The organism is Hymenobacter lapidiphilus, from assembly GCF_003417065.2.
Lineage (GTDB): Bacteria > Bacteroidota > Bacteroidia > Cytophagales > Hymenobacteraceae > Hymenobacter.
Window position 1 is genome coordinate 17,595 of sequence record NZ_QVLT01000005.1, and the last position, 20,286, is coordinate 37,880.

The 20,286-nt window shown below is 64.2% G+C and carries 16 protein-coding genes and 1 pseudogene; 4 read left to right on the plus strand and 13 right to left on the minus strand.

Translation table 11 applies throughout. The features are described 5' to 3' along the window. Window positions 1-106 precede the first annotated feature (106 nt). From D0N36_RS04190 to D0N36_RS04205, 4 genes and pseudogenes are all read right to left on the minus strand, one after another. Window positions 107-1,425 (minus strand): annotated as a pseudogene (locus D0N36_RS04190) (TldD/PmbA family protein). Window positions 1,426-1,524: 99 nt separating this feature from the next. Further along, window positions 1,525-3,174: a TldD/PmbA family protein gene (locus D0N36_RS04195; RefSeq protein ID WP_116940030.1), complete on the minus strand. Its 1,650-nt coding sequence runs from the start codon at window positions 3,172-3,174 to the stop codon at window positions 1,525-1,527. 247 nt (window positions 3,175-3,421) lie between these two features. Further along, the gene (locus tag D0N36_RS04200) at window positions 3,422-4,453 is read right to left on the minus strand and encodes a 5-methylcytosine restriction system specificity protein McrC (RefSeq protein ID WP_116940032.1); all 1,032 of its coding nucleotides are present in this window, start codon (window positions 4,451-4,453) and stop codon (window positions 3,422-3,424) included. A 149-nt stretch (window positions 4,454-4,602) separates the two neighbouring features. Beyond that, window positions 4,603-5,976 (minus strand): AAA family ATPase, encoded by a 1,374-nt coding sequence (locus D0N36_RS04205; RefSeq protein ID WP_116940034.1) that lies wholly within the window; start codon window positions 5,974-5,976, stop codon window positions 4,603-4,605. Window positions 5,977-6,253: 277 nt separating this feature from the next. On the opposite strand from D0N36_RS04205, the gene D0N36_RS04210 reads away from it, so the two are divergent. Beyond that, window positions 6,254-6,712, plus strand: coding sequence for a BLUF domain-containing protein (locus D0N36_RS04210; protein ID WP_116940036.1), 459 nt, complete (start codon window positions 6,254-6,256; stop codon window positions 6,710-6,712). A gap of 129 nt (window positions 6,713-6,841) precedes the next feature. On the opposite strand, the gene D0N36_RS04215 is transcribed toward D0N36_RS04210, so the two are convergent. The 4 genes from D0N36_RS04215 to D0N36_RS04225 all read right to left on the minus strand — a co-directional run bounded on the left by D0N36_RS04215 (window position 6,842) and on the right by D0N36_RS04225 (window position 9,846). Next, complete coding sequence (locus D0N36_RS04215) at window positions 6,842-7,879, minus strand: hypothetical protein (RefSeq protein ID WP_190242515.1); 1,038 nt, start codon at window positions 7,877-7,879, stop codon at window positions 6,842-6,844. 179 nt (window positions 7,880-8,058) lie between these two features. Next, the gene (locus D0N36_RS04220; RefSeq protein WP_242478804.1) at window positions 8,059-8,922 is read right to left on the minus strand and encodes an energy transducer TonB; all 864 of its coding nucleotides are present in this window, start codon (window positions 8,920-8,922) and stop codon (window positions 8,059-8,061) included. After that, window positions 8,856-9,455 (minus strand): hypothetical protein, encoded by a 600-nt coding sequence (locus D0N36_RS19475; RefSeq protein WP_242478793.1) that lies wholly within the window; start codon window positions 9,453-9,455, stop codon window positions 8,856-8,858. The genes D0N36_RS04220 and D0N36_RS19475 overlap by 67 nt, the downstream gene beginning before the upstream one ends. Next, the gene (locus D0N36_RS04225) at window positions 9,412-9,846 is read right to left on the minus strand and encodes a BlaI/MecI/CopY family transcriptional regulator (RefSeq protein WP_116940040.1); all 435 of its coding nucleotides are present in this window, start codon (window positions 9,844-9,846) and stop codon (window positions 9,412-9,414) included. The genes D0N36_RS19475 and D0N36_RS04225 overlap by 44 nt, the downstream gene beginning before the upstream one ends. 219 nt (window positions 9,847-10,065) lie before the next feature. Here D0N36_RS04225 and D0N36_RS04230 point away from each other — a divergent pair, with 219 nt between their 5' ends. Beyond that, entirely contained in the window at window positions 10,066-11,301 is a 1,236-nt protein-coding gene (locus tag D0N36_RS04230) for an alpha/beta hydrolase family protein (protein WP_116940041.1), read from the plus strand. A 19-nt stretch (window positions 11,302-11,320) separates the two neighbouring features. On the opposite strand, the gene D0N36_RS04235 is transcribed toward D0N36_RS04230, so the two are convergent. The 4 genes from D0N36_RS04235 to D0N36_RS04250 all read right to left on the minus strand — a co-directional run bounded on the left by D0N36_RS04235 (window position 11,321) and on the right by D0N36_RS04250 (window position 15,985). Next, window positions 11,321-11,668, minus strand: a complete 348-nt coding sequence (locus D0N36_RS04235; protein ID WP_116940044.1) for a hypothetical protein — start codon at window positions 11,666-11,668, stop codon at window positions 11,321-11,323. A gap of 15 nt (window positions 11,669-11,683) precedes the next feature. Further along, window positions 11,684-14,173 carry a penicillin acylase family protein gene (locus D0N36_RS04240; RefSeq protein WP_116940046.1) on the minus strand — a complete coding sequence of 830 codons (2,490 nt, stop codon included), beginning with the start codon at window positions 14,171-14,173 and terminating at the stop codon, window positions 11,684-11,686. Between the two features lie 251 nt (window positions 14,174-14,424). Continuing rightward, a complete protein-coding gene (locus D0N36_RS04245) occupies window positions 14,425-15,009 on the minus strand; it encodes a hypothetical protein (RefSeq protein ID WP_116940048.1) in 585 nt (194 codons plus the stop codon). A 160-nt stretch (window positions 15,010-15,169) separates the two neighbouring features. Beyond that, window positions 15,170-15,985, minus strand: a complete 816-nt coding sequence (locus D0N36_RS04250; RefSeq protein ID WP_116940050.1) for a septal ring lytic transglycosylase RlpA family protein — start codon at window positions 15,983-15,985, stop codon at window positions 15,170-15,172. 367 nt (window positions 15,986-16,352) lie between these two features. Between D0N36_RS04250 and D0N36_RS04255 the strand changes: the two genes are divergently transcribed. After that, window positions 16,353-17,267: a DUF72 domain-containing protein gene (locus tag D0N36_RS04255; protein WP_116940052.1), complete on the plus strand. Its 915-nt coding sequence runs from the start codon at window positions 16,353-16,355 to the stop codon at window positions 17,265-17,267. 35 nt (window positions 17,268-17,302) lie between these two features. Here D0N36_RS04255 and D0N36_RS04260 read toward each other — a convergent pair whose 3' ends face one another. Next, complete coding sequence (locus D0N36_RS04260) at window positions 17,303-18,016, minus strand: hypothetical protein (RefSeq protein WP_116940054.1); 714 nt, start codon at window positions 18,014-18,016, stop codon at window positions 17,303-17,305. Window positions 18,017-18,189: 173 nt separating this feature from the next. Between D0N36_RS04260 and D0N36_RS04265 the strand changes: the two genes are divergently transcribed. Next, window positions 18,190-20,268, plus strand: coding sequence for a matrixin family metalloprotease (locus D0N36_RS04265; RefSeq protein WP_190242517.1), 2,079 nt, complete (start codon window positions 18,190-18,192; stop codon window positions 20,266-20,268). Window positions 20,269-20,286: the final 18 nt, after the last annotated feature.

Below are 20,286 nucleotides of genomic sequence, written 5' to 3' on the forward strand. Positions count from 1 at the left end.
GTTGCAGATGGTGCAGATGAAAGGGATTCGTTCTGATGAACGATGCGGGATGCGTGACTAACGGAACGAATCCTTTTCATCTGCACCATCTGTAACAGCTGTGATTTTAGACGGCGTCGGAAAGGCTGGTGAAGGTGAAGTCGCGGATTTTGAGCGGGGGCACGAGGTTGCCGCCCGCGCGCACGGGCTTGCCGAAGGCTTCGAGGTTGTTGAGCATGATAATCGGGCTCTCGTTGAAGCGAAAGTTCTTCACCGGAAACTTGATCTGGCCGTTTTCGATGTAGAACGTACCGTCGCGCGTGAGGCCGGTGTAGAGCAGCGTCTGCGGGTCGACGGCGCGGATGTACCACAGGCGCGTGACCAGAATGCCCTTGGCCGTGCCCTTGATGAGGTCCTGCACGCTTTGGGTGCCGCCTTCCATAATCCAGCCGCCCGGGCGCGAAATGTCGGGTATGCCGGCTTTCTGAGCCCAGTAGCGCGAGGAGTACAGGTTCTTTACCACCCCTTTCTCAATCCAGGCGGTGCGCTGCTGCGGCCGCCATCGCCCGAGAAAACCAGGTCGGGTAATTCGGCGTTGGCCGGGTCGGAGTAGATGGTCACGCGCTCATCAAAGAGCTTTTCGCCCTTGCGGTTGCCACCACCTTTCTTGCCCAGAAATGAGCGGCCTTCGTCGGCGTTGCGGGCGTCGAAGGAGCCCATCATATTGTCGAGCAAATCCACAGCCGCGGCGGGCTCCAGAATTACGGTGTATTTGCCGGGCTCCAGGGCCTTGGCGTTGCGCGAGCCAGCCGCCTTATCGGCCGCAATGCGGGTCAGGGTTTTGGCGTCGAACTTGGCCGCGTCGTTGTAGTCGGCCATGGCGTAGCCCGAGCCGGTGCCGTCGGGTGTGCGCACGGTCACGCTGAACTCCAGGCCCGACTGCTGCTGGTAAGCCTCCAGGCCCTTGCTGTTGCGCTTGGCAATAAAGCCGGCCGAATCGTTGAGGAAAGCGGCCGAGCTAAGCTTCCGCTCGTCGCTGACCACCATGCTGCTGCCCACCTGGGCGGCGCGGTAGTCGGGCGTGATGTCGGCCGTGGCTTTGGCGAAGCTGTTGGTAGCGGGCAGATACTTCTGGGGGCCGAGCAGGGGCATGTACTCGGGGCTTTCGGGGGCGAGGCGGGCAATTTCCTCGGCCCGCGTTACGCAGGTGCGCAGCGTGGCGTCGTCGAACTGGTTGCAGGTGGCAACGCCCGAACGCTTGCCGAACCGGGCTTCCACCGCCAGGCTCACGTTGTCGATGCCGCCGCTGGTGCTGATGGCGTTGCGCGCCGAGCGCACGTTGCCGCCCGACTGCCCGCTAAGCGTGGCTTCGCACTCGTCGGCTTTGCTGAACCCGAGCACTTTGGTAAGAATCGCCTGCGCTTCGGTCTGAGAAATAATGGCCATGTTTTAGTATTTAAGCTGTTAGCTGAGAGCCGTTCGCCAGTAGCTTTTTGCTGGGCCTCCTAAGCGGAGGCTGGCAGCTATGAGCCACTAGCCAACAGCTTAAATTTTACGGGCGGTATTAATCACGTTCACGTTGTTGAAGCGCGTGGTGGCCGAGCCGTGGCTCACGGCCGACACCTGGCTGGGCTGGCCTTTGCCGTCGAAGAAGGAGCCGAACATGCGGTAGTCCGACTCGTCGCAGATGGCCGAGCAGGAATTCCAGAACTCCAGCGTGTTGGTCTGGTAAGCCACATCTTCAAGCATGCCGGCAATCTTGCCCTTCTCGATGGCGTAGAACACCTGCCCGCCAAACTGCGAGTTGTAGCGCTGCTGGTCGATGGAAAACGAGCCGCGGCCGGCAATGTAAATGCCCTTATCCACCTTGCTAATCATCTCGTCCACGCTCAGCTTGCTGGTGCCGGGCTTCAGGCTAATGTTGGGCATGCGCTGAAACTGCACCGTGCTCCACGAGTCGGCGTAGCAGCAGCCATCCGACTGCTTCTGATTCACGATGTGGGCCTGGTCGCGGATTTTCTGGTAGTCCACCAGCTTGCCCTGGTCGATGATGTTCCACTCCTTGGTCGGTACACCCTCGTCGTCGTAACCGACCGCGCCCAGCGAGCCGGGCTGCAGCTTGTCGGCCACAATGTTCACCAGCTTCGATCCGTAGGGCTGGCCCTTGGCCCGCCACTCCAGCGTCGCGAACGAGGTGCCGGCGTAGTTGGCCTCGTAGCCCAGCACCCGGTCCAACTCCGTGGGGTGGCCCACCGATTCGTGGATGGTCAGGCCCAGGTGGTTGGGGTCGAGCACAAGGTCGTACTTGCCGGCCGTCACCGATTTGCAGGTGAGCTTTTCCTTGGCCTGCTTGGCGGCCAGGGCGGCATCGGCCAGTATATCGAAGCTGTTTTTGTAGCCGATGAGGCCCGTGCCGGCCGGGCCGGCAATTTTATCGGCCGCCTTGGGCTGCAGGTACTCGTAACCCAGACCCATGGGCGAGCTTAGGGCATCACGCGAGCGGAACTTGCCGCTGGCGCGGTCGATGGCTGTAACCGAAAAGTTGGGCCAGATGCGGTGGATATCCTGGTCGATATAAGAGCCATCGGTGGAGGCGAAATACTTCTGCTCATTCACCTGGAACAGCACCGAATTCACGAACGAAGCGCCGTTGTCCATGGCGGCGGCGTTGGCCGCTAGCAGCAGGTCAACTTTGTCCTTCACCGGCACCTCGAAAGCGTTGACCAGAATGGGGGTTTTCCAGCTCACCACGCCCTGGCCCTTTTGGGCGGCCAGTTGCACGGGCTCTTTCTGCACTTTGCTGTTGGCCTTGGCAATCTGCACGGCCAGCTGGGTGGCCTTGGCAATGCCGGCCTCGGTTACCGTGTTGGTGGCCGCGAAGCCCCAGGTACCGTTGGCAATTACCCGCACCCCGGCCCCGAAACTCTCGCCGCTGGCAATGTTTTGCACCTGCTTTTCGCGGGTAAATATGCTCTGGTTGAGGTAGCGCCCGATGCGCACATCGGCGTACGTAGCGCCGGCCGATTTGGCAGTATTCAGCGCCACATCGGCCAGGCGCTTCTTCACGGCCACATCGAGGCCCGGCTCCAGCAGGCGGGCGGGGTCTACGAGCGAGCCGCCGAAGCCCGGCACGGCCGGCAGCCATAGGGTACCGGCCGCCAGGCCAGTGAGGCCCACAAAGTCACGTCGTTTCAAATTGATGGATTTTGGGTGGAGGAAGGAATTCGGCAAGAAGGTACAGCCTTCGTTGCATTTGTTGCAACCCACAGACAAAAAACCCGTAGCGGGGCTGCATTTGGTTTGATAAAAGGGAGTAGGGGCGGGGCTTGCTCCGCCCGCCGCACCAACGAACCGGGTGCGTACCGTTTGACGACGGGCGGGGGCACGTCCCGCCCCTACTTCATTTTAGCTGACTGTTCCGGCAGGCGAGTACAGTGCGCCTCTACGCCACCAAGGCCAGCAAATCGGCCGCAATACCTTCCCAAGGTTGGTTCAGGTCGATGGTGACCACGCGCACGGGGTGGCCGCCGAGGGTATAGCGCAGGTCGACGGCCTGGGCCGCGGCGGGATAGAGCAGGATGCCTTCGAGCGTCTGGCCGGGGTGGGCAGGCTGGTTTTGCAGGTAGGCGTAGAGCTGGTAGAGGTGGGGCGAAATCAGTCGGGCCTGGTCGTGGTGGCGCTTGAGGGCGGCGGCGTAGTACTTGGTATCGAGGATGATTTTGCGGTCCGGGCTTTCCAGCGAGGTGTCCGTAATCATGGCCGGCAGCAGCGCCAGCGCCTCGGGCGTTTCGGCCGCCGCCTGCCAGGCAATAGTCTCCGACGATACCCGAAACTGCCGCTGCTCCAGCCGGTAAAAGTTGCGTACGAACTGCTCGAACAGCCGCGCCATTAGTGGCTCGTCGCGCCGGAAGTCGCGGAAGCGGGCCCGGCCGTAGGCATTGGGGGCGGGCAGGGCGCTCAGGTGCAGCAGCTCGCACACGTTCAGCAGAAACCCGCCCAGCCCGGCCGGCCGCAGCCGCCGCGCCGCCCGCAGACTGGCCGCGCTCAGGGGCCGCGCCACTACCGCCGCCGGAAACCGCCGCAGTGTCTGCCGGATTTGCTGGCGCTGCTCGGTCAGCAGGGCCCGGCTGCGGCTCAGCTGCTGCAGCGTACCCAGCAGCAGCCCGGCCAGCGGCGCGTCGGGGCTCAGCTCATCAAAGGCGCACACGGCCCGGCCCCGGCGAGGCAAATCCTGGCTCAGCGTGGGCGTGAGCAGCACCCGACCCCGCAGTTCCGGTAGCTCATCCACCCGCTCGGCATAGGCCACTGGCAGGCCCTGGCGCAGCAGCCGGCGCGTGCCGCTCAGCAGCACCTGCGCCAGCAGCGGCAACGGCCGCCGAAACTCCTGCCCGCTCACCGCCCGCACCTCGGCCTCCTCGGGCAGCCGGTTCCAGGCGTAGCACAGCAGGTAGTACAGGTTCTGGATGGGAATCACGGGCGGGTTGTCAGCTTTTAGTTGTCAGTGCTGGAACGTCATTCAGAGCGAAGCGAAGAACCTCGCGCGTAGCCGTTGCGTGGTCATCCGTTCAAGAATACCAAGCGAGATTCTTCGCTGCGCTCTGAATGACGTTCCTGTACCAACCGTTACAACCCCGCCAGCAGCTTCTTTTTCTGGGCAGCAGCTTTGGCGGGCTGGTCGAGCCAGTAGTCGTCCAGTAGCGGGCCAATTTCCTGCTCCAGAATCAGGCGCAGCCAGCTGGCGGCTTCGGTGGGGTGGGTGGGGGGCTGGCAGAAGTAGCTGTGGCCCACGCAGAAATCGGGGCCCAGCTCGGGGTCGTCGGCAATGGTTTGGTTGAGGTCGAGGAGACGGGCGGTGAGCTGCCGGGTGAGGGTAGATGGCACGCCGTGGGCTGTCAGCAGTTCCCGGAGCGGGTCGCCAAACTCGGGCCGCAGACTTATGAAGGCGAAGCGGCGGCGCAATGCGTAATCGAGCGGCGCCAGGCTGCGGTCGGCTAGGTTCATGGTGCCAATGACGAACACGTTTTCGGGCACGAAAAAGGGCGGGCTGCCGGCCGGCGCATAGGGCAGGCGCACGGCGTGGGCGGGGCCGCGCTTGTCGGCCTCCAGCAGCAACAGCAACTCCCCGAAAATACGCGCCACGTTGCCCCGGTTCAGCTCTTCAATCAGCAGAAAATACGGCTGCTCGGGCTCCTGCGCGGCCCGGTGGCAGAACTCCACCAGCAGCCCGTCGCGCAGCCGGAATGTGCCCCGCTCATCGGGCCGGAAACCCTGCACGAAATCCTCATAGCTGTAGCTCGGGTGAAACTGCACCAGCTCGACGCGGGCCGGGTTGGTGCTGCCCTGCGCCAGCCAGGCCAGCCGCCGCGCCAGAAACGTTTTGCCCGTGCCCGGCGGGCCCTGCAGCAGCAAATTGCGCCGCCGCGCCAGGGCCGCCTGTGCCGCCGCCAGCTCCTCATCGGCCAGGAACAGCTCGGCCCGCGCCATTTCCCGGGTGTAGGGCGTGGGGGCCGGCCGCTGGTAAGTCGCGGGCGGCTCGTGGGCTTCGGCCGGCTCGGTGGCTGAGGTTTCGTCGGTTTCCGCAGCCGCAGCCGCGGCAGCTTCTGCGGCTGCGGGTGTAGTGCGGGTTTTTTTGGCTGGTGCGGCTTCGCGTGGCGAGCCGGTGTAGAGGTCCTCCAGCTGCTGCTGGGCGGTTACGTCGCCGTTGAGCAGGGGCGAGTTTTCGAGGGTGGGGCGCTTGGTGGCAATGGTAAAATCCAGCGCCTCCAGGGCCTGGTTGGTCGGCTCGCCGGCTCGCAGCGGCCACTTGGCGCCGGTCAAGCCGGTGGCCAGCTCGTAGGCCCGCTGGGCCACCCGGCGCGGAGCGTAGCGCCGGCCCCGGTACACGAGGTCGTACACCGTGCTCAGCGGCATCCGCGGCCCCTCGGCATCCAGCTCGCGCAGGGCCTGCAACACCTGTTCGCGGGTAATGGGTGGATTGTCGGGGGCAGAAGTCGGCATCGAAGGCTAAAGTACGAAGCAGGGCAGAACCGGCGGATTAAATTCTGTCATCCTGAACCTATGAAAGGTCTTTATTAGAAAGCGGTGCGGAAATTCCGCTTCGGGCCAAGTGGCACTTGCCAGTGCGAGAGTGCTCCGGCAAACATGCCCCGACAACTCCGGGAAGGGGACAAGTCTGCCCGACAACGCCGAATCTGGCTGTCGGATGGCCCGGTACTTTGGCAATGGCCGCAGGTTTGCCTAGATTCCCAGTCGAAAAAGCCTCTGGCATCCCGACATGTATCACCTGGTTTATACGAGTACCGCCACCATGCCTTTCGCTCCCGCCGAGCTGCAACAGTTTCTGGTGTGGTGGCGGGCCAATAATAGCCGGCTGGGCCTGACCGGAATACTGCTCTACAGCAACGAGGGAGATATTATGCAAGTGTTGGAAGGCGAGCAGCCGCAGGTGGAGGCCTTATTCGCCGTTATCGAGCAGGATTTGCGGCACCGCAACATAATCAAGCTGGCTGCCGGCCCCATTGGGCAGCGGCTGTTCGGCGAGTGGGCCATGGGCTACCGGATGCTGGATTCGGCCGCCTTGCACTGCCTGGCCGGCTACGCCAACCCCAACGAGCCCGATTTTCTGGCCGCCCTCGCCAGTGCCGACGCTGACAACGAGCTGCTAAGCCTGCTGCGCGAATTTGCCGACGCGCCCCCCGATGAGCTGCCGCGCTGGAACCCTGCCGCTACCTGAACCGCTCCTAAAAGCAAGCGCCCCCGACGTATCAACGTCAGGGGCGCTTGCTTTGAATGGTAGCCGAAGTCCGGATGGGCGCCACTGTTACGTGGCGGTTTCCGCCGCGCCGGTTCACGCATCTACCGCTTATTGGTACTGAATGTAGAGCGGCGAAGGCGTGAGGGCAATAACTTCCGAAGGCGTCATGATGTGGTGGGGCTTGGGCCGGGCGTCGTACTCGTAGAAGATTTTGAAGCCGGTGTACTGCACGGGCTCGTTGGCGACGTAGGCCTTGTAGGAGTCCTTTTTCAGCACGGGGTCGCCGTGGCCGTCCATGTGCATGACCACCTGCACGCGGGGGTCGAGCTTGATGTTTTTGTAGTTGCTCACCATCTTGCGGGTGAAGCGGTGCACCGTCAGCACCTTGGGCGGGAGCTTGTTTTCGCTCACGATGCGCGCCAGGAAGTTGATGGTGAAGTTGATGTCTTTGGCGTCGAGGGTGCCGATTTTCTGGTTGGGGCGCACGCCGGGCATGGTCGCCAGCGAAAACTCGGGGTCGATGCCCAAATGAACGATGGGGTCTTTGAGGTACTGCTCCAGCTTGGGAAGCTCGGTCTGCAGGGTGCTGTGGCCCGGCTGAATGTCGAGGAACACAATTACATTGTGCTCCTTGCCCCAGCTGATAACCTCCTCAATAGTGGCTTTGGAGTTCATCAGGCGCCATTTGCCATCTTTGCCAGGTGTGCCCTGGGCCGTGATGGTGACGTTGTGGATGGCACCCTGCACGGGGCGGCTGGGGTCGGCAGCCTGCCACTCGCCCAACACCTTTTTCAGCTTCCGGAACATCTGCTCCTTGGGCTCGCGGCCCAGAATGCCCATGCCCTTCGAGCGGATGTTGCCATAAAAGGCCACAATGCGCTTGCCCGGCAGAATGGCGCCCGGTAGCTGGCCGCTCACCTTCACAATCGAGTCGGCCTTGAGCGAGTCGCGGCGCATAGCCAGGCGCTGTAGCGCAGCCGAATCGAGCGGGGCGGGCTGCGTCACCGAATCGGCGGCCAGGGTAGCGGCTTCGGAGTCGGTGGCCGAGCGCGAGCCGCAGCCGGGTAGCGTAGCGAGGGAAAAGGCGAGGCCCAGGGCAGCCAGTGCGGGGGCCGTGAGGCGAGTAAGCGTAGAGAGGTAAGCCACTAAAACAACGGGAATTGAAGGCGAATGGAATTGCTAAGGTAGGAGGTTTCCACCCGAAATCAGAATGCCCCGGCCGGCAGCTGGCTGCATAAAACGCGCCTGCGCCCGCCTTGCTGCAACTACTAAAACGCCGACCACAGCAGTGCGGGCGGCGTTCTAGGAGAGAAGATAATCGATGCTTATTTCAAGGAAAACGTGATGGGTATAGTGTATTCCACGGCCACCGCTTTGCCCTCCTGTCGGCCCGGCGTCCACTTTCCGGGCAGGTTGCGTACGGCATTCAGGGCGGCGGCATTCAGGGCCTGGGCCGCGGGCGTTACGATTTTAGTGGTCTGCGGCTCCCCCTTGCTGTCCGAATAGCTAATTGAGGTTTCGATGCCTTTCTGAATATCAATAGCCTGCATCGAACCATCGGCCCCAATAATAAACCGCACGAATACTTTGCCCTCCAGTTTCTCATTCAGGGCAATAGGCGGGTATTGCGTGAGCCTGCCAATATCGGTCAGGAGCTGGGTTTGTCCGCCGGCGTATTCGGGCATCTGCTCCACGTAGGTGTAGGCAGGCGGTGGCGGTGGTGGCGGCGGGGTAGTCGCGTTGGCAGCAACAGGGGGTGGCGGCGGCGGTAATACGTTGTCGAGGTCCTGCTCGCAGGCTACAAGCAGGAGCAGGCTGGCGCTTAGGGGCAGTGGGAGCCAGCGTTTCCAGCGGTGGGCGGGGGCGGCGGTAGTCAGCATACGGATCCGGGTTAAGGTGAGGGAGTGAGTAAAAGAATGGGTAAGCGCCAGGTGGGGACTGAGCTGGCGCAGGGCCAAACGGGCCAGCAGGGCCGCGTAGGAAGCCGGGTCGGGAGGGGCGGCAGTGGCTTCGGCCGGTTGCAGCGTGCGCAGGGCGGCGGCATCGGCCAGAAACTCGTGGATCTGGGCCAGGGCCCGCGGAAACAGGTGGGCGAAGGGGTTGAACCAGAGCAGGGCTCGGGCTACTTCCAGCAGCAGGCGCTGGCGGGTGTGGCCCTGGCGTACGTGGGCCACTTCGTGGGCCAGCACGGTGCGGGCCTCGGCGGGCGTGAGCGGGTCGGTTTCATCCCAGAAAATCCAGCGCCCAAACGAGCTAACGGGCCGCCGGCCGCCGGTGTGCACCAGCACGTAGCCGGGCCCCGGGGTGCGGGGCAGCCGGCGGGTTGAGAGCCAGAGGTGCGCCACCTGCGCCAGCAGCGCAGTAGCAGCAACGCCACCCCCAGCACGTATAGCCCCGGCAGCCATTGGGCAAAATCGATGACCACGGCGGGCAGGGCAGCTTCGGGGCGTACCGTGAGGCCGGGTAGCCGGGCCTGCACGAGCGCGCCGGTAGCGGCTATCGGTAATTGGCGCAGCAGGCCGGGCAAGGCCGCCCGCACCAGTAGCGGCCCGAGCAGTGCCAGCCACGGTGCCAGCACCAGAAACCGCTCGTTGTAGCCAAAAAACCGCTCTGTCCGTAGCGCGTAGCGGTAGAGCAGCCAGCCCATGCCCAGCACCAGCGTGCTTTGCAGGCCCCAGCTAAGCAGGGCGGCCGTCGTGGTCGGAAACAGGGTCGGAGGCATCGTCAGGTTCGTTAGGAGTGGGATTGGCTTGGGCGTGGCGCAGCAGCTCTTCCAGCTGGGCCGCGTCGAGGTTTTCTTCCTGGGCGAAAAACGATACCAGCCGGCTGAACGAGCCGCCGAAGTAGCCGCCCAGCAGCTTACCCAGCGAGAAGCGCCGGTACTCGTCGCGGCCTACCAGGGCGTGGTAGCGGTGGGTGCGCCCGAAAGCCTCGTGGCCCACGAAGCCCTTCTGGGCCAGAATGCGGATGATAGTGGACACCGTGGTAACGGCCGGACGCGGCGGTGGCAATGCGGGCACCATGTCCTTCACGAAGGAAGGGCCGTGCTGCCAGAGCACCTGCATCACCTGCTCCTCGGCGCGGGTTAGTTCGGGGAAAGTAGGGTCGGGCATAGATTTCTTATTTGGTTTTCGCTTTCCGATAGCGGTTAGAGGTGAAGCGGAAGCACCGGCTCGATGAGGCCGGCCGGTAAATCAAATATGAAACTAATTTTTTAGTTATACAACTAATATTTTGGCTGAAGGATAAAAAAGGCCTGTCCAGTCGCGGCCGGAACACGGAGGCAGCGGGCGGCGTTGGGTAGATTCGTTTGGTAACTAACCCGCGCATTTGTGCTGAATACCCTTGTTTCCCGTTTCTCCGCGCCCGGCTGGGCGGTGGCGCTGCTGTGGCTGACGCTGCTGGGCGTCGCGCCCGGCTGCAACAGCAGCTCGCCCGAACCCACTGCCGTTGCTCCGCCTACGGCCCCGCCGCCGGTAGCCCCGCCCGCGCCGGTGTTGGTGGGCAGCAGCCTCATCGGCGAGTATACCCCGGCCGAGCTGGCGGCGCGGGTGTCGAACATTCCATTAGTGGGTTCGTTGGCGCGCTATTCGGTGCGGGTGTACCGCCTCACCTACACCACCCAAAACACCGACGGCCGGCCGGTAACGGCCTCGGGGGCGGTGCTGGTGCCGGTGGCCCCGGCGGCCGTGCCGGTTATCAGCTACCAGCACGGCACGCTGCAGCCCGACGAGGAAACCCGCGCCCCTTCCTATTACAGCTCCCGCAGCGAAATCTGGTCGGCCGTGTCGGTGCTGGCGGCTACGGGCCACGTGGTCTCGGCTCCCGACTATATCGGCTATGGTGCCTCTAAAGCCCTGCCGCACCCTTACGAGCACGGCGCCTCGCTGGCGTCGGCCTCGGCCGATATGCTGCGGGCTACCCGCGAGTTCTGCGCGCAGCAGAAAATTGGTGTCAATCAGAAGAACTTCCTGCTGGGCTACTCCGAGGGCGGCTACGCCACGATGGCACTGCACCAGCTGCTGGAAGAAAAGTACGCCGATACGCTGCCAGTTACGGCCAGCGCCCCCGGGGCCGGCGCCTACCACAAATCGGCCTTCGCTCGCTACATCATGAACTCGACCGAGCCGCTGAATTTTCTGAGCACCTACGTGTGGGTGCTGCGAACCTACGACCGGGTGTACCAGCTCAACCGCCCGCTCGGCTACTACTACCAGCAGCCCTACGCCACCCGCCTGCAAACCGACCCATTCAGCGCGGTGCCCCAACAGGCGGCCGAGCTGTTCGCCCCCGCCTTCCGCCAGGCCGTACTCACCAGCTCCGACCCGGCCCTCTCGGCCACGCTAACTGCCAACGACGTGTACGACTGGCAGCCCCGCGCCCCGCTGGCCCTGTTCCACGGCACCGCCGACGATTACGTGCCCTTCTTCAACTCGGAAGACGCCTACAACGCTATGCGCGCCCGCGGCGCCACGAAAGTTGAGCTGCGCCCGATTCCCGGCGGCACCCACTTCACCGCTGCCCCAACATATACTTTGCAGGCCTACGCGTTCATTTCGCAGTTTTAGGGTTGAATGCGTGAACGACTCATTTACTCACTCTCAACCACGCGCCGCCCAGGGCTGCCAGCCCGCCCACCAACCCGGCGAGCAGGCCGCTGAGTAGCACCAGCAGCCAGGAGTTGCCGCCCAGTGGCAGCAGCGTGGCCACACGGCCGGCCAGCAGGCCCGCGCCGTTCAGGTTAAGCCAGGCGGCGGGCAGCCACCAGCTGAGCGCTACGCCCAGCAGCCCGGCCCCGAAAGCGGCCCTGGCCGAACCGCCCCGCCACGCGGCCAGCCCCAAGCACAGCGGCAGCACCACCCACCACGGCAGCAGCAGTTGGGCCAGGCTGGCCAGCACGAAAATCAGCAGGAAGAGGATAAAGAACGATTTCATAGGAATTGGGCTGGCCTACTTCTCCAGCCGCCAGGCGGCTTGTAGGCGGGGGTGGTTTTCGTCGGCGGCTTGCAGAAATACCAGCTCGTCGAGGCGGCCGGTGCGCCAGCTTTCCAGCATGTCGTCGTAATAGGCCGAGGCGGGGTTGCCGCTCTGGCCGCCGGGGAAGATGCCATAGGCGCGCACCGGCGTCGCCAGATCCACCACCATACGCCAGGAGGGGCCGTTGCGCGGGCCGGTGGCATTCACGCTGCCGGGGCTGCCGCCGCACACCACATCCTGGTGGCCGAAGCCGGGCAGCTGGGCCAGGTGGTTGATGTCGGTGCTTTTCTGGTTGGCCCAGGCCCATTTCGGCCCCAGCGGCCCGAACTTGCGGGTCAGCGAATCCAAGGCAAACTGTAGGGAAGTGGTGAGCAGGTCGGGGGTGGTTTCGCGTTGGGGCGTGCGGCGGTCGTCAATCCAGGGGCTGCGGGGCTCGGAAAGCAGTAGCTGGTTGGTCCGGTCGCGGGCCGGTAAGCGCATTTCCAGGCCGGTGGCTTGCTTGCCGAAGTCATCCTCCCAGAGCCGCCGCACCAACTCCTGGTACCAGAGCTCGAAAAGGGTGGCCCCCACAGCTTCCGCAGAATAGTGGTAATCCCAGCGGGCCAGCAGGCGGCGGGCGGAGGCCTCGGAAGTAGCCGGAGTGGTGGTTGCGGCCGTGGCCGGAGCAGCCGTTGCGCCAGTAGCTACGGCGGCGGGCAGATTCGCCAGCATCCAGGGTAGCATCAGTTGCGCGTTAAGCCCCAAATCATCGTTTTGTAGCTCCCGCAGCGTGTCGGCGGTGGCGCGGCGCATGCGGGCCAGCTGCCCGTTGATGCGGTGAGCCCGGTCCCAGGGGGCGTAATCCCAGCCCAGGTAATACGGGTAGCCCGGCCCGGCCGAGTGCTGGTTGGCCGACGACACGTAGCCGCGGGCCGGATTCAGCACCCGCGGCGTCTGGCTCATCGGAATCCATCCCTGCCAGTCCTGGCGCGGGTCGGAGCCGTCGAGGATGAACTTGCCCTGCTCGGCGTATTTGAGCGGGAAGAGGCCGTTGGGCCGAATGGCCACGTCGCCGCTGCGGCTGGCGAAGATAAAGTTCTGAGCCGGTGAGGCGTAGGTACGCAGTGCCCGGTCGTAGTCCTGGTAGTTGCGGGCGCGGTTGAGCTTCACGAAGGCCAGCACCTCGTTGGCCCCGGCGGCATCGTGGGCCGTCCAGCGCAGGGCGTGGCGCACGGGCGTCTGCTTGTTGAAAACCGTTTCGTTCTGGTCGTACACGACCGGGCCGTGGTGGGTGTAGAGTACGGTATCGAGGCGGTCGGGGCGGCCGCGCACGGCAATGCGCTCCACCACCCGGCGTACCGGTTTCCAGCGCCCGGCGTGCCAGTATTCGCGGCGGCGGGCGTCTTTGAACTTCAGCTGGTACCAGTCGAGCACGTCGCCGCCCACGTTGGTTACGCCCCAGGCCACCTCGGCATTGAAGCCGATGATGACGGCCGGCGCGCCCGGAATCGTGACGCCGTACACGTTCTGGCCCGGCCCGTGCAGCTGCACCTGGTACCAGATGCTGGGCAGGTTAAGCTGCAGATGCGGGTCGTTGGCCAGCAGCGGCCGGCCCGAAGCGGTGCGGCTGCCCGCCACCGCAAAGTTGTTGGACCCCAACTCGGCATCGGGCTCGCGGGTGGGCACCAGGCCCGACACAGCGGCGGCAAACGGCACCGGCGCGGGCGGCACCGGCAGCGGCTGAAAACCGAGCGGTGTGCCGTCGGGCACCACTGGGTCGGCGCGGAAGGGGAAGTCGGGGAACAGGTCGCGGGTGACGTCGGGGCCATATTTGCTAAGGATGTTGCTCAGGCGCAAATCGTCGGAGCGGCCGCTTAGGTCCCAGGCCATGAGCTTGAGCAGCAGGGCGCACTTAAGCGGCTGCCACGGCTCGGGCGCGTAGTCGAGCAGCTTGTACTCAAACGGATACTCGCGGGGGCTGAGCTGGCTGATGTAGGCATTCACGCCCGCCGAGTAAGACTCCAGCACCAGCCGGGTGGTGTCGTTTTTCAGCATTTCGCGCAGCGAGTTTTCGGCTCCGAAAGGCAGGCCCATGCGGCGCTGAAACCGGTCGTACTCCAGCGCCCGCTCGCCCACGACTTCCGAGATGCGGCCGGCCGCCACGCGGGTCATAAACTCCATCTGCCAGAGCCGGTCGCGGGCCGTGAGGTAGCCCTGGGCGTAGTACAGGTCGTGGTCGTTGTCGGCGAAGATGTGGGGCACCCGCCGGTCATCGAAGCGCACGCGCACCGTTTGGTGCAGGCCGGGCAGGCGCAGGGTTTGCTGGTCGGGGAAGTCGGCGGCCGATTCGCCGTTCTGCCAGAAGCCCTGGTAGGGGCTCAGCAGCCGGGCCACGGGGGGCACGTCGCCTTGTTTGGTATTCAGCACCCACGCCAGTACAACGGCGGTGAGTAGGGCCAGCACAGGTTTCAGCCAACGCAGCATAAGCAATCCGGATTTTCCAAGGAGCAAGGAGCCGGAAGGTAGCAAATGCCGGGCGTTGTTGCGGTTGAAATAATGGGCTGCCTAGTCAACCGCGTCCCTAGAAACACGGCTTGTCGGTAGTAAACCCGGCGTACCAAAAGCCACAAAGCCCCGGCAGGACGACACCGACCATACAACGGTCGGTGTCGTCCTGCCGGGGCTTTGGCGCGGCAGTTGCGGAGAGTAATGGACCGCAACTGCCAGCGCCGTCGTTAGTTTCGGGGCAGGTAGATGCGGAAGCCCAGGTTAAGGCCCAGCGTCCCGCCCCCAAATACCTCCTTGTCGCCGCTGGTACGTTGGTACGTTACCAGGCCCTCCAGGCCCACCGCCGGGGTGATGAAGTAGGAGTAGCCCAGGCCGGCTTTGGCCAGGAAGTTTACGTCGGTGTTAGACTCATTCATTCTGCTAGTACCGCCTTTAAAGCGGGTACTGTTGAGTACACCGCCCGCGCTCAACTCGCCAAACACCCGGTGCTTGCTCTCCGAAGGCACATAGTAGCGTAACCAAGGTAGTAGCCCAAGGCTTAACCCGCGGTTGCTTATGCCATCGGCCACATCAAGCTTGAGGCGCGAATAGCCAAACGGCACGGCGGCCCCCACGGCTAGGTTATCGGCCACGAAAACGCCCACCGACGGAATCAGCGTTCCGGAAAAACGCTTGCTAAAATCGTTGCTCTGGAACGTGAAGTCGCCACCACTCAAACCCAGTACGCGGGTGCCCTGGGTGGTTTGGGCCTGGGCGGCATTGCCGGCCAGGAGGCCCCCCGCCAGGAGTGGGAGGAAAAGAAATTTATGCATTGGTACTATATAATAGAAGATGAATGGATGCGCGAATAACGGCATTGCAAACCATAAATTGCCCTGTTCAGAGGCCTGAAAGCCCGTTGCGCCACTTTCCCGGGGTAGGAGAGTGGCGCAACGGGCTTTCGTAGGCGGTACCAGTCGTGGGCTGCGGCTGCTACAGGTTTTCGGTTTGGCGTACTAGGCCGGCCACCCCGGCGCGGGCCAGGCGCAGGCGCAGGGCGTTGGCCTCGGCCGCGGTGGCGAATCGGCCAACAACTACCCGGTTAAGCGTTTTGCCCTGGGCCGAAGTGCCGGTGAGCGTGGTGATGAACATAGCAGGCTCCAGGCCCTGAATCTTGTCCATCACGGCGCGGGCATTGCGCACGTCGCCGAAAGTGCCGGCCTGCACCACGAAAGAAGCAGTTGGCTCGGCCTTTAGGGCCAGGTCGGCGACTTCGGTGTTGCCGGCGGCAATGTTGGTGTGCAGCACGGCCGTTTCAATGGCGTCGGCGGCCAGGGCCTGCAGGTCGTCGGGGGCGTTGGTGGGCCCCAGGGGCGTGGTGCCGGGTACCACTTCGGCCACTACCGACACGGCTCCCTGCGTGATGATGCCCAGCGGGCGGGCGGCTACTTCGGCCAGATCGAGGATGCGCTGATGACGGAACGGGCCGCGGTCGGACACGCGCACCACCACCGCTTCGCCGGTTTTGGGATTCGAAACGCGCAAACGAGTACCGAAGGGCAGGGTTTTATGGGCGCAGGTGTACTGGTTGCGGTCGAACCGCTCGCCGCTGCTGGTGCGGCGGCCCTGAAACTCGCGGCCGTACCAGGAGGCGCGGCCCCGCAGAATAGTGCTCTTTTTGGCGGTAGTGGCGGCTTTTTCGTCGTCCGTCAGCTTGGCTGTACGGGCCTCAGCCGATTGCAGCGTCAGCAGGGCCGTTAGGCCAACTAGCAGCAAGCTTGATACATACCGTCGGTAGAGCACTTTCATCCGGGGAATCGGTTGGTGAGTGCGACAAATCTAGAAGCGTCAGCTAAAGCGAAGCTTACAGCCCAAATCGTGTCCCTACAGCTTTAGGCATTAAATTGATCTTTTTTTATAATCGTTGTATTAAAATAATTTGAAGTAACGCTGCCAAATAGGCGTTTGTGTTTAGTTGATACGCTTTTTGTACTCTTTTCAGATGATAGAAGGGCCGGTTGATAAATGCGACTATGCGCCGGTGAAAAAATTCGGGCTTCCGGCAGCCAAAGTAGCCGGCAGGGTGGTTGCAGATGTCGGGAAATTGTGGTAAGAGAAGTAAGGATCAGTTGGCGGTTACCCACTGTCAACCAGCGTCTGATGCTTACCTTCGGGAATGGATTTTGGCCGCCTTTCCGACCTGCGCTACGTTGATTTCCGGCTGCCCGCCGACCACCCCGAAACGGCTGCCGTGCTGGCCCGGGCTCTGCCCGCGCAGCCGGCCCCGCCGGCCGTGTACGTGGGCTGCCCCATCTGGACGAACAAGGCCTGGCTGGGCTCCTACTTCCCGCAGGGCATCAAAGACGCTGACTACCTACACCATTACGCCCGGCAGTTCAACAGCATCGAGCTCAACACCACGCACTACCGCATCCCCGACGCGCCCACCGTGCGCAAGTGGCGCGAGGCGGTACCTGAGTCGTTCCGGTTCTGCCCCAAAATCCCACAAATCATCAGCCACGACCGGGCCCTGTACAACGCCGACGACCTGACTGTGAGCTTCTGCCGCGCCATTGAGGGGCTGGGTCCTACGCTGGGCCACGCGTTTCTGCAGCTGCCGCCCACTTTCGGGCCCGAGCACCTGCGACGTCTGGAGCGCTACCTGCTCGATTTTCCGGCCTTCGTGCCACTGGCCGTAGAGCTGCGCCACCCCGGTTGGTTTTCTGATGCCGGTTTGCTGGCCACCGTAACGGCCATGCTCGAAGCCCTGGGCAAGCCGCTGGTCATCAGCGACGTGGCCGGCCGCCGCGACGCGCTGCACCAGCGCCTGACCACGCCCACGGCCTTCGTGCGCCTCAACGGCCACGGCCTCATCGACTCCGACTTCCGTCGCGCCGACGACTGGGCCGCCCGCGTAGCCGGCTGGCTCGAAGCGGGCCTGCACACGGCCTACCTATTCATCCACCAGAAAGACATCCTGCACTCCCCGCTCTGGGCCGAGCACTTTCTGCGCCGCCTGCACGAGCTGACCGGTATGGCCGTACAACCGCCCCGGGTAATTCCGCAGCCGGTGCAGGGTAGCCTGTTTTAGGAGAAGGAGATTCAGCAGGCGCTCTAGGTCAATGGCTACTTGTGAATCAGACTGATTTTAACGCCTAACTCCAGGCCTATTCCCAGTGCCCGGCTTTGGGTAGGCGCTGAAGCAGGATTGTAGCGGTAGGCACGCGAGTTGGCCACTCCGGCGCCGATATAGGCATCGAGGAGGCCCCGGCTGCCCAGCTGGCGCTGTATGCCCCAGCGCCCCGTTAGGCTGCTGTAGTCGTATTCAAAAGAGCGTCGGTTGAAATTGTAGGGAAGGTCGCGGCGGAAGTAGTTGTTGAGCTGTAGGGCCACGTAAGGCCCCTCGTACGGGCCCGTCCGGCGGCCTTTGGCGTGCCGCTTCTCCTGGTTGTAATAGTGGCGGATACCGGCATCGATGCCCAGCTGCTCCAGCTTCAGGCCCTCCCGGTTCGTTGAAAAGCCGATGCGCCGTTCGCCGATATTCCAGAGGCTGGAGCCGTTGAGCGTAGCCGTCCACCCGGGAGTCAGCTGCTGCTCAACACCCAGCACTAAAGGCAGCGACAAACCCCGGAAGCCTCCGTAGCCCGAACCATCGAACAGCCCCGTTCCAAGTTTGAGGAGAGGCCCGGTCCGGGTGAGGGCGTCGGTGGTTAGGGGGGTGGGGTTCCCCGGTGCCGCAGGGTCTGGGGCCGTGGGGGCCTGCTGGGCGAAGGCGGCCGGACTGGCCAGCAGCAGGGCGGCCGCGGTCAGGCCGGCGGCAGTCAGCAAAGAAATACGCATAACAGATAATGGGGAGAAGGAAGAATTTGATAGCAGGAGTTCGGGCAGATATTACGAGGTTGCATCGAGCAGCTAATTACGATGCATAACCGGCGTAACCACTGGGAATTAACCCGATGAAATATCTCGATTTGACAGCCCGCCGGCCCACTTATTCCCGTATGTATTCCGGTATGAAGTTTTCCGCTCTATTCCTACTACCATTCTTGGCGTTGCCGCTGCCGGTAGCAGCCCAAACGGTAGCACCCGGTACTCCGGCTTCTGCCACCCACTGCCTGCTCGTGCCGCTCGACCCCGCGCTGCGGGCCGCGCGCGCCAGCCGTATCGTGGAGGCGGCCGTTACCAGCAGTGAGGGCCTGCAGGCTGCCAACGGCCGCCTCTACACCCGCCACCAGCTACGAGTGTTCCGGCAGTTGAAGGGAGCCCCCGATTCGGTACTGACCGTGTTTACCGAGGGTGGTACGCTGGGCCTGCGCCGCGAGGTGCTTACCAACACGCTGCAGCTTGTACCTGGCGAGCAGGGCATCTTCTTTCTGGAGCCCACCACTGTGCCGGGTCAGGCGGGTTGGCAGGTGTTCGGCAGTCAGCAGGGCTTCATCCGCTACAATCTGACCGACCTGACGGCCGCCGAGCCGTTTCGGCGCTACGCCAGCCTTACCGCGGCCGTAGCTGCCCTGGTTGCCTTGCCGCGCGAGGTGCAGCCCAACCCGGCCCTGGCAGCAGCCCGCGTGCGGCGCAGCCAGATAGCCGCTGCCCGGCCTCAGGCGGCGTTTATCAGTGGAGTAGCGCCGCTGCGCCTGTCGGCCGGTACGGGGGCGGTGCTCACCGTTACGGGCAGCGGCTTTGGCAGCAGCCGGGGCATGGGCACCGTGGAGTTTCGCAACGCCGATGATGGCGGCGCCAGCTTCACTAGAATTAACGACGATGACTACCTGAGCTGGACCGACACCCGGATTCAGGTGCGGGTGCCGGCCCTGAGCGCCAGCGGCAACCCGGCCGGTACCGGTCCGGTACGCGTAACGCCCGCCGGAACGGGCCAGCTGCCGGTGCTGAGTCTGCAAACGGTGCTCATCGAGTTTGCCGCCACCAACGTGCGCGATACCAACACGGGCCAGCGCGCCGTGCCCGCCCACCGCGACCAGAATGGGGCCGGTGGCCTCACGTTTCGCTTCGAGCCGGGCTTTGCCGCCAACTCCGCTGCCGCTGCGGCCTGGCAGCGGGCCCTCGCCAGCTGGCGCTGCCAAACCGGCATCAACTGGGAGCTGGGCCCGCTGCGCACCAAAACGGGGGTAGCCGCCGACGGCGAAAATGCGGTGGGCTTCGATACCGATAGCCCGCTGCCGGCCGGCGTGCTGGGCCGCACTACCAGCTACTACGAGGGTTGCTACCGACCCGATGGGACGGTGGCTTTCTTCGTGAAGGAAATTGATACGCAGTACGACGATGCGGCCGCCTGGCAGTTCGGGCCGGCCAACCCGGCCAGCACGCAGCTCGATTTCGAGTCGGTGGCGGTGCACGAGCTCGGCCATGCCCAACAGCTTTCTCACCTGATTATGCCCAGTGCCGTGATGCACTTTGCCATTGCCCGCGGGCAGCGCAGCCGCACCCTGGCCCCGGCCAGCGACATAGCCGGGGGCCGCTACGTGCTGCGCGCCCGCAGCTTCCGGCCCGATGTGTGCGGCCCCGTGGCCATGCTGCCTGCCCCGCTGGCCAGCCAGCAGGCCACGCCCGGCCCCGCCGGCGTTGAGGTGCAATGGGCCACCCGCGCCGAGTGCTACCTGAGCGGCTTTGTGCTGGAGCGCGCCTCGCTCGATACGACGGCCGGCTGGCAGCGGGTAACGGAGGTGGCCGCCGGAGCCGGCCCGTACCGCGCCCTCGACCCACAGCCGCTGCCCGGCCTGAGCTACTACCGCCTGCTGCTGAAGCGGCCCGATGGCTCGCTCGACGTAGCCCGGCCACTGCTGGTAAGCCGCGACGCCACCCTGCAAACCGGCCTGGCGGTCTTTCCCAACCCTTTCGACCGAAACGGGCCGGCGCTGCGCCTGCAGTACGGGGCCGGGCCCGCTGCCGGCTCCCTCACGCTGCGCTTCTACGATACCGTGGGCCGCTACTACGGAGGCCGCCGCCTCGATTATGCGCCCGGCCTGGGCCTGCTGAGCCCCACACTTCCCGACCTGCGCCCCGGCCTCTACCTGCTCCGCTGGACCGACTCGAACGGCCCCAGCGGCACTACGCGCCTGCTGGTGCGCTGAGGCATGTCAATGGCAGGT

Excerpts from the sequence above, each read along its gene's own strand:
- D0N36_RS04250 (WP_116940050.1), bottom strand. The coding sequence starts at position 15,985 with ATGAAAGTGCTCTACCGACGGTATGTATCAAGCTTGCTGCTAGTTGGC.
- D0N36_RS19475 (WP_242478793.1), bottom strand. The coding sequence starts at position 9,455 with ATGCCTCCGACCCTGTTTCCGACCACGACGGCCGCCCTGCTTAGCTGG.
- D0N36_RS04260 (WP_116940054.1), bottom strand. The coding sequence starts at position 18,016 with ATGCGTATTTCTTTGCTGACTGCCGCCGGCCTGACCGCGGCCGCCCTG.
- D0N36_RS04240 (WP_116940046.1), bottom strand. The coding sequence starts at position 14,173 with ATGCTGCGTTGGCTGAAACCTGTGCTGGCCCTACTCACCGCCGTTGTA.
- D0N36_RS04235 (WP_116940044.1), bottom strand. The coding sequence starts at position 11,668 with ATGAAATCGTTCTTTATCCTCTTCCTGCTGATTTTCGTGCTGGCCAGC.
- D0N36_RS04245 (WP_116940048.1), bottom strand. The coding sequence starts at position 15,009 with ATGCATAAATTTCTTTTCCTCCCACTCCTGGCGGGGGGCCTCCTGGCC.
- D0N36_RS04210 (WP_116940036.1), top strand. The coding sequence starts at position 6,254 with ATGTATCACCTGGTTTATACGAGTACCGCCACCATGCCTTTCGCTCCC.
- D0N36_RS04255 (WP_116940052.1), top strand. The coding sequence starts at position 16,353 with ATGGATTTTGGCCGCCTTTCCGACCTGCGCTACGTTGATTTCCGGCTG.
- D0N36_RS04205 (WP_116940034.1), bottom strand. The coding sequence starts at position 5,976 with ATGCCGACTTCTGCCCCCGACAATCCACCCATTACCCGCGAACAGGTG.
- D0N36_RS04265 (WP_190242517.1), top strand. The coding sequence starts at position 18,190 with ATGAAGTTTTCCGCTCTATTCCTACTACCATTCTTGGCGTTGCCGCTG.
- D0N36_RS04225 (WP_116940040.1), bottom strand. The coding sequence starts at position 9,846 with ATGCCCGACCCTACTTTCCCCGAACTAACCCGCGCCGAGGAGCAGGTG.